Annotated in this window: 6 protein-coding genes; 4 read left to right on the forward strand and 2 right to left on the reverse strand. The window is 72.3% G+C overall.

Annotated elements, in window-relative coordinates:
* Position 1: 1 nt before the first annotated feature.
* A complete protein-coding gene (gene arsD, locus RT054_RS04485) occupies positions 2-904 on the reverse strand; it encodes an arsenite efflux transporter metallochaperone ArsD (protein ID WP_313022291.1) in 903 nt (300 codons plus the stop codon).
* A 90-nt stretch (positions 905-994) separates the two neighbouring features.
* Between arsD and RT054_RS04490 the strand changes: the two genes are divergently transcribed.
* The gene (locus RT054_RS04490) at positions 995-1,387 is read left to right on the forward strand and encodes a metalloregulator ArsR/SmtB family transcription factor (protein ID WP_313022292.1); all 393 of its coding nucleotides are present in this window, start codon (positions 995-997) and stop codon (positions 1,385-1,387) included.
* Positions 1,388-1,605: 218 nt separating this feature from the next.
* Here the strand turns inward: RT054_RS04490 and RT054_RS04495 are convergent, their stop codons facing one another.
* A complete protein-coding gene (locus RT054_RS04495; protein ID WP_312718831.1) occupies positions 1,606-1,878 on the reverse strand; it encodes a hypothetical protein in 273 nt (90 codons plus the stop codon).
* Positions 1,879-2,222: 344 nt separating this feature from the next.
* On the opposite strand from RT054_RS04495, the gene RT054_RS04500 reads away from it, so the two are divergent.
* From RT054_RS04500 to RT054_RS04510, 3 genes are all read left to right on the forward strand, one after another.
* Positions 2,223-2,891 (forward strand): response regulator transcription factor, encoded by a 669-nt coding sequence (locus RT054_RS04500; RefSeq protein ID WP_313022293.1) that lies wholly within the window; start codon positions 2,223-2,225, stop codon positions 2,889-2,891.
* A complete protein-coding gene (locus RT054_RS04505) occupies positions 2,888-5,251 on the forward strand; it encodes a hypothetical protein (RefSeq protein WP_313022294.1) in 2,364 nt (787 codons plus the stop codon). Before RT054_RS04500 ends, RT054_RS04505 begins: the two co-directional genes overlap by 4 nt.
* Positions 5,252-5,481: 230 nt before the next feature.
* Positions 5,482-6,591, forward strand: a complete 1,110-nt coding sequence (locus RT054_RS04510; RefSeq protein WP_313022295.1) for a DMT family transporter — start codon at positions 5,482-5,484, stop codon at positions 6,589-6,591.
* The last annotated feature ends 50 nt before the right edge of the window (positions 6,592-6,641 follow it).

Below are 6,641 nucleotides of genomic sequence, written 5' to 3' on the forward strand. Positions count from 1 at the left end.
GTCAGCAGCATCCGGGAGTCGTGGTGGTGCCGCTGCAGCAGCCGCCGGACCCCGAGGCGGGCGCGAGTCCGAGGTCGGGCCCGTGCGTCTGCGGGGCGTCACCGGTCGGCCCGGAGGCGGCGATCGCACCGGCATCTGCGCGACCGGAGAGGCGCAGGAGCTCGGCGCGGTCGGGGTATCGGCCGGTCGCGACGGTGACCGCGTCGACGAGGACGAGCGGCAGACCCGCCGATCCCGCCACCTGGAGGAAGGCCGCGACCGGAGGCTCCGCGGCGAAGGCGCCCGGATCGTTCGCGAGGTTGTGCCGATCGATGTCGATGCCCATGCCCTGCAGGTGCGCGAGGTCGGCGGTGAACGTCACGAGCGCCTCGTCCACATCCGGCCCGCACACGCCGGTGTTGCAGCACAGGGCGGGCTCGTAAACCCGGATCCGTGGGCCGGAGGTGGTGTCCCGCGGGCCCGTCGCCGCGTTCTCCGGAGCCCCGTCCTCGCGAGTGAGGTCGGTGTACAGGGCGCGGACGCGGGCGTCGATGTCGTCGCGCACCAGCCTCATCCGGTCCATCCCGTCGATGCCCCGCAGCGAGGGCTCGTCGATCTCCCAGGTCTCGATCGTGCCGCGCATGCCGGGCATCGGCTCCACGACCGCCTCGGATCCCAGCACGACGACGCGGTCGGCCCCGGCCAGGACCGCGGGATCGATGGCCTTGGGCCTCTCCCCCACCATCGAGACGCCGACCTCGACCATGGCGGCCTCGGACTCGCGGTTGAGCGACGAGCCCGGCTTCGTGCCGGCCGATGACACCGCGACGGCGTCACCGGCGAGCCGCCGCATGAGCGCCGCGGCCATCTGCGACTTCCCGCCGTTCTTCACACAGACGAACAGCACCGACGGACGCTTCGACATCTCCAGCCCTCTCGACGTATCGACGATCATCGATAAGCGAGTCAACGCCACACATGGACGTTTGTCAATACGTTCGGTACGGTGGAAGCCATGTCGACCCGCCACGCTCCGACCGATGACGCATCGGACGACGCGTCGGCCGTCGACGAGGTCTGCTGCCCGGGTGCGGAGTGCGACCTGCTCGCAGCGTCCGAGGCGCAGGCACTCGCCGTGGTCTTCAAGGCGCTGTCCGACCCCACCCGCGTGCGCCTGTTGCGATACATCGCCGCCTCAGTCGCCGGCACCGCCTGCGCGTGCCACCTCCCCGACGCCCTCGGCATCTCACAACCGACCCTGTCGTTCCACATGGCCAAGCTGCACGACGCGGGACTCGTGACCCGCGAGAAGCGTGGCCGGTGGGTGCACTGGACCGTCCGCCCGGAAGCACTCCACGACGTCCGCGCCTTCCTCGACCTCCCACCGGCGGACGCCACCTGCTGCTGAGGACAGGTCGTCCAGGGACGGGGATGACCGCACCCTCGTGTGCGGGGCGGTCGACGGCGGCCCACACGATCGAGCGGCGCCTTCCTATACCGACCGGCCCAGCCGCGGCCCCGCTGCGCCCGACGACGCAGGTGACGACGCGGCCGGGTGGTCGTCCTGGCGACCACGTCACCGCATCCTTTCCTGCGATCTCACGAGGCCCCGCCAGGTGCGGCGCGTCAGTGGTGGTGACACCTCCCGTGCACGCCACCGCAGGTCCCATGCCGACGGAGGGCGCAGGGAGGCACGCTCTGCCGGCGCACCTTCAGGGCGAGGATCACCAGGCACCCGACCATCACGACGGCCGCCTTGACCCCCAGCACCTGGACCGCGGTGAGAGTGACTCGCAGCGAGGTGACCAGCAGGACGACGGCGATGACACCCCCGCCGGAGGCGACGAAGGGACCGGGCGTGAACGGGAACGACATCTCGAACGGGCTCTCGACGGACATGGTGGCTCCTCTGCTCGACGGGTGCCGGTGGTCACCGGCCTTCCACGTACTCGACGCACTCGGTCGCGCCGCCACCCGACCACCGAGCAGCGGCCCGCCCTGTCACCAGCTCTCGTCGCCGCCTCCGGGGTGGTCGCCCCGACGGACGGCGGTCTTCCGCGTTCTCACTGTCGCGGTTCCGGCGGCGTAGGGAAAGGGCCGCGGTGATCGCCCGTTCGGGGGACATCGCCGAGCGCGCCGCGTCGTCGCCGAACGAGCCGGGGCCCGCCGCATGTGGCCACCCTGGATGAAAATCACCCGAACGGAAGCTGGGCGAAGACACCCGCAACGCGGACAATCTCGCCATGGACACGCTGCGGTTGGCGGTCGTCGACGACCACCCCGCGATCCTCCACGGAGTGGTCGAAGCCCTGGCCGGGTACCTCACCTGCACGATCGACGCGATCGTCGCCCGCGACCTCGCCCAACTCATCGTCGCCGCGGGGACCGACGGGGTCGATCTCGTCCTGTTGGACATCCAGCTCGGTGACGGCTCCGACCCGGCCGACAACGTCGAGACGCTCCGCCGACGGGGATGGCCGGTCCTGCTGTTCACCCAGGAGGTGAGGCTGCGCATCATCGCCTCGTGCCTGGCGGCCGGTGCGCTGGGGATCGTCGGCAAGCACGAGGAGCTCTCGGAGCTCGCAAGGGCCGTCCGCCACGTCGTCGACGGCGAGCCCTACCTGTCGGACATCTGGGCGGCCGCCCTCGACAACGACGCCGGTTGGCAGAGCCCGCACCTCTCCGCGAGGGAGCAGGAGGCGCTGCGCCTCTACGCGACCGGTCTGCCGCTCAAGTCCGTCGCCCGTCGCATGATCGTCACGCCGGACACCGTCAAGGAGTATCTGCTCCGGGTGCGGCGCAAGTACACCGAGCTCGGTCGCCAGGCGGGCACGAAGACCGACCTGTACATGCGGGCCGTCGAGGACGGCTTCCTCCCCCCTCCGGACGAGCCCCACATCGACCTGCGATGACCACCCGCATCCTCGACCGCGCCGTCATCGGCGTCGGCATCTGCCTCGCGGCGTTGTCGGTGCTCACCACCGTCGTCCAGATGCTCGCGCTCGAGGACGTCCGGGTGGGCGACCTCGTCGCGGTGGCGTTCGTCGCCGTGGCCATCGGGGTGGCGACACTCGACCTCCTCCGAGGTCGGAGGCGCAGCACCGCGCTGAGCGCCTACGCCGTGGCGGGACTCGTCGTCATGCCGCTGGCGTTGCTGGTCCCTCGGCCCGGTCCTGGATCCGTCTACCCGCCTCTCATGTACCTCGCCGCCCCGGCGGTCGCCGTGAGCGTGCTGCTGTTCCGCCGCTGGGAGTGGGCGGTGCTGGTGCATGCTCTCGTCGTCCCCTTCCTCCGGGCGCCCGTCGTCGGCTGGCCGCAGGCGTTGTTGGAGACGCTCGCGCACAGCAACACGATGGTCGCGATCCGGGTCGGGCGCTCGATGCTCTACGAGGCGGCGACCGACGTCGAGGCGGCGTCGCGGCGACTGTGGCGCGCGCAGGAGGACCTCGCCCGAGCGGCGGCTCGACTCGACGAGCAGGAGCGGTGGAAGGGCATCGTCCACGACAAGATCCTCGGCTCGCTCCGGTTGGTGGGCCGCGCCACGAGCGCGGAATCCGACCGTCACGCGCGGCTTCTCGCGGCAGAGGCGGTCGACGCGCTGACCGCCCGGTCCCGCTCCACCGAGGAGATCGCCCTCGATGAGCACATCCTCCACCTCGGCGCCCGGTTGGGGCTCGACCTCGACCTCGACGTGCGCGGCACCTGCTCGGACCCCGACGTCACCGACGCACTGGCGCGCGCCGCAGAAGCCGCCCTCACCAATGTCGCCCTGCACTCCGGTGAGTCGCGCGCACGCGTCGTCGGCGCGGTGGACGAGGTGGGCGCCGAGGTGACCATCACCGACGCCGGCGCGGGGTTCGACCCGCGCATGGTGTCCCCCCGCGGACTGGGCCTCACCCACGGCATCGAGAGCCGCATGAACGCCGTCGGTGGGACGGCCTCCGTCGTCTCGTCCCCCGGCGCCGGGACCACCGTCACGCTGAGATGGCGGAGATCGGACTCCCTGCGCGTGGCCGCCACCCACGGCTGGGACCGCAGCCGGTACTGGCCGGCCATCGGCTGCGGCACCGTCGCGCTCGTCGTCCCGCTGTGGATCGGGGCCCTCAACCTCCGCCACTTCCGTTCTCCGCCGACCGTCCTCGCGGCCATGGCGGTGGTCGTCATCACGACCGCGTTGCTCGCCTTCCTGCCCACGTGTCACGCCTGGGCCTCGTGGGTCATCGTCGGGGTGCAGGCCCTCACCGTCGGCGTCCTCGGGTCGCTGCTCCTGCACCCGGAGGTCGACGACTGGCGGTACTGGTTCATCCCGGGCCTCATCGCCCCCCTGGCCGCCCTGTCGCTGAGGTGGCCGGTCGCGACGGCGCCGGCGCTCGTCGTGCTGGCGGCGATCGCCCTCGTCACCGCGCACGCCGGGCAGGGACGAATCCACCTGTCCAGCATCGACTCCGGCCTCACGGCGGTGGTCGCCCACCTCATCCCCTTCCTCGGCGTTCGTGGCGCGCTGCGCTCGACGACGCTCCGAATCGCTGAGCGGGACTCCCGGCAGGGGTATGCCCGACTCGCCGCGGCGGCGGCCGATGCGCGAGTCGGGCACATCGCCTCCCGGGCGCGGCGCCTCGACGCGGCGGTGGTCCCGATCCTGCAGGACCTCGCCGACGGGGTGGAGCTGACCCCGGACCTCCGCTCACGGTGCCTGACCCTGGAACGCACCATTCGGGACGAACTGCTCGCGGATTCCCTTCTCGACGACGACCTGCGGGCCGCCATCGCCGCGGCCCGGACGCGCGGGGTGATCGTCGAGCTCGTGGTCGAGGGTCGGCGGGGGGCCGTCGAGGTCTTCCGGCGCCTCGTCGGCATCGTCGTCGGAGCCGCTCCGTCGGGGAGCACCGTCCGGGCCCGCTACCGTGCCGACGCGACGGGGCGCATCGGATCCCTCGCCGTCATCGACGCGCCCGGGCGGGCGCGGTGGGTGCGGCAGGCGGAGCGGCAGGCTCGAGCCGCGATCCGGACGAGTGACGAGCTGGAGGTCACTGCCGACGAGAACACCGTGCTCTGGCTGCTCTCCGGCGCCCTCGACGGTGCACCCGAGGTCCCGACCCCCCGCACCCCACTCGATTCACGACCCCTCCCCGCCGGGCCGTGGGCGAGCGTGACGCGAGTCTCCCGGCCCGACCGGAGTCGTCGCACGTCGGGGCCGGTTGACACGGCTCCCCCGGAACGAGGCAGGTGTCGATGCGGACGCGACCCGCGATCCGGGCAGGGGTGCCGGTGAGGCGACGGACGACGGACGACGGGTCGAGACTGAGGACATGAGGTCCTTGACGGGTCGGACTCCGCCGGTGGGAGTCCTGGCGGCGCTGGGCGCGGCCGTGTTGTTCGGTGCGGGGACGCCGGTGTCGAAGACGCTCCTCGGCGCGACGAGCCCGTGGATGCTCGCGGGGGTGCTCTACGGCCTCGGGGGTCGCCCTGTGGGCCTATCGGCGGGGTCGGCGCGCTCCCGCCGTGCGACTCCCCCGTACCGACCGCGCCGCCCTGGCCGGGGCGGTGGTCTCCGGCGGCATGATCGGGCCGGTCCTGCTCATGTCCGGGCTGGCGAGGATGCCCGCATCCGGGGCATCGCTGCTGCTCAACGCCGAGGGCGTCCTCACCGCGCTCATCGCGTGGGTCCTGTTCCGAGAGAGCACCGATCGCCGCATCGTCACCGGCTTCGCCCTCATCGCGGCGGGAGCGGTCGTCCTCAGCCGACCGGGGCAGGCGACGTTCGCGGGCGCGCTCCCCGTGCTCGCCGTCCTCGGGGCGTGCCTCGCCTCGGGCATGGACAACAACCTCACCGGCCGCCTCTCCCTCACCGATGCCACGTGGCTCGCGATGATCAAGGATCTTGTCGCCGGCCCGGTCAACCTCGCCCTCGCCGTGATGCTGGGCGCACGATGGCCGGGAGCCGGAGTCCTCGCCGCGGGGGCGGCCGTCGGCGTCCTCGCGTACGGGGTGAGCCTCGCGCTGTTCATCGTCGGCATACGCCACCTCGGCACCGCGCGGGCCGGGGCCTACTTCGCGGTCGCGCCGTTCTTCGGGGCCGTGCTCGCAGTGGCGACCGGCGAGCCCGTGACGCCCCCGCTCCTGATCGCCGGTGTCCTCATGGCCGCAGGCGTGTGGCTCCACGTCACCGAGCGGCACGACCACGAGCACACCCACACCCCGATCACCCACACTCACGCCCACCGCCACGACGACCTGCATCACGACCACGCCCATCACGACGACGCGCGTCTCGGCCATGGTCATCGCGAGCACGTCCATCCCGACCAGGGTGATCCGGAGCGGACGCGCGACGGACGCACACGTGTCTCCCAGACGCGCGACGGGAGGGCACGCGACGCCACGACCGCCTCCGGCCGGTCAGATGACGACTCCCGCGGACAGGGCGGCATCGACGTGCGCGGCGGCATCCACGGTCACGGACGGGCGGACGGTCACGACGGCCCTCCCCGGCACGACCACGTGGCGCCCGTCATGTGCCCGGACGTGACCCACGTGCACGAACACACCCACGATGCCCGCACCCACCGCCACCGGCACTACCCCGACGCCCACCGCCGCCACCCGCACTGAGCCCTGATCCACCGTCCGGATTCTGTGCTTCGGCTCGGGGGTGAATTTTG

It is taken from the genome of Mobilicoccus sp., assembly GCF_032060985.1.
In the GTDB taxonomy this organism is placed as follows: domain Bacteria; phylum Actinomycetota; class Actinomycetes; order Actinomycetales; family Dermatophilaceae; genus Mobilicoccus.

Coding starts and splice junctions, on each gene's coding strand:
- RT054_RS04495 (WP_312718831.1), bottom strand. CDS start 1,878: ATGTCCGTCGAGAGCCCGTTCGAGATGTCGTTCCCGTTCACGCCCGGT.
- arsD (WP_313022291.1), bottom strand. CDS start 904: ATGTCGAAGCGTCCGTCGGTGCTGTTCGTCTGTGTGAAGAACGGCGGG.
- RT054_RS04500 (WP_313022293.1), top strand. CDS start 2,223: ATGGACACGCTGCGGTTGGCGGTCGTCGACGACCACCCCGCGATCCTC.
- RT054_RS04505 (WP_313022294.1), top strand. CDS start 2,888: ATGACCACCCGCATCCTCGACCGCGCCGTCATCGGCGTCGGCATCTGC.
- RT054_RS04490 (WP_313022292.1), top strand. CDS start 995: ATGTCGACCCGCCACGCTCCGACCGATGACGCATCGGACGACGCGTCG.